General features: G+C 61.1%; 2 protein-coding genes. One reads left to right on the top strand and one right to left on the bottom strand.

Going from position 1 to position 1,446, the window contains the following annotated elements:
* Positions 1-843: prephenate/arogenate dehydrogenase family protein (locus ACPYOI_RS35680; protein ID WP_481424126.1), on the top strand; the 843-nt coding region annotated here is incomplete at its 5' end.
* Between the two features lie 3 nt (positions 844-846).
* Here ACPYOI_RS35680 and ACPYOI_RS35675 read toward each other — a convergent pair.
* Positions 847-1,446, bottom strand: a 600-nt coding sequence (locus tag ACPYOI_RS35675; RefSeq protein ID WP_481424125.1) for a DUF2125 domain-containing protein, incomplete at its 5' end; no start/stop codon positions are given.

Genomic DNA, 1,446 nt, shown 5'->3' with positions numbered 1-1,446 from the left:
AATGAAGTGGTGATTGCCACGCGCAGCGCTGAAACGTTGAAGCGCGCCGAGGAACTGCAGCTCGGCACTCGCTATACGACGTCGGCGGCGGAAGCTGCCACGGATGCCGATCTCGTCATCGTCTCCGTGCCGGTCGGCGCGTCCGGGAGTGTTGCCAAGGAAATCGCAGGAAGCCTCAAGCCGGGCGCGATCGTCACCGACGTGGGATCCACCAAGGCGTCGGTTATCGCGCAGATGCAGCCGCATATGCCGCCGCACGTGCACTTCATTCCTGGTCATCCGCTGGCCGGTACGGAGAAATCCGGTCCTGATGCCGGCTTCCCCGGCCTTTTCGAAGGCCGCTGGTGCATCTTTACGCCGATCGCCGACACGGATGAAGCTGCGGTGAAAAAGCTCCGCACATTCTGGGAAAGCCTTGGTTCCAAGGTTGATGAGATGGATGCCGAGCATCACGACAAGGTGCTGGCCATCGTCTCGCACCTTCCACACATCATCGCCTACAATATTGTTGGTACGGCCGACGATCTGGAAACCGTGACGGAATCGGAAGTCATCAAATATTCCGCGTCGGGCTTCCGCGATTTCACACGCCTTGCCGCCTCCGACCCGACGATGTGGCGTGACGTCTGCCTGCACAACAAGGATGCTATCCTCGAAATGCTGTCGCGTTTTTCCGAGGACCTTGCCTACCTGCAGCGGGCGATCCGGTGGGGCGAGGGCGACAAGCTTTTCGAACTCTTCAGCCGCACGCGCGCCGTTCGCCGTTCGATCATCCAGGCCGGACAGGATGTGGATACGCCGGACTTCGGCCGCCCGCACCTGCAAGAGCAGAAGAAGAGCTGAGCCTCAGATCGGCGGAATAGCGCCGAGCGGGATGAAACCGCCGACCGTGGCTAGGCCATGTTTGACGACGAGATCGACTGAAACCCTGTCCCCGCCGATTGCGAGCGCCTTCAGAAGCTTGGCAGCTGTATCGACAGTATCGGCGACCTCCGGGAAGGCCTTCTTCATGCTGTCACGCCAGGGTCCCAGTTTCTCGATTTCGAGCTTGAACTTGCCAGACAGAAAGCCTTTTTCGTCGAAGGAGAACGGGCCGGTCAACGTCATCACTCGGCCGTTGCCGATGTCGGCCACGACCTTGCGCAGCTCTCCGCTCGCCCCGTAAAGCCCTTGCTGGTCACTGCCGTCGATCATGCCCGCCTTGCCCGCGAGTGTGAGATCGGCGCTCGCGGAAAACTGCGGGAAGACCTGCGGCCAGTCCTTGATGACCGCATTTGCATCCTGAAAGGAAATCGCGCCATCGAGATCGCCGGCATTCTGGCGCAGATGCACTTCGGTGCGAGCGGCATCGACATCGATCGTCTGCCCTGTCTGGGAGGAGACGGCGGTCGCCTTCAGGCCTTCGATGACCGTCGAGCTGCGGTCGACGCCTTGCAGCTTCGTCAC

The organism is Rhizobium sp. SVR5-2C (assembly GCF_056755115.1).
This window is presented reverse-complemented; position numbering and strand designations above follow the sequence as displayed.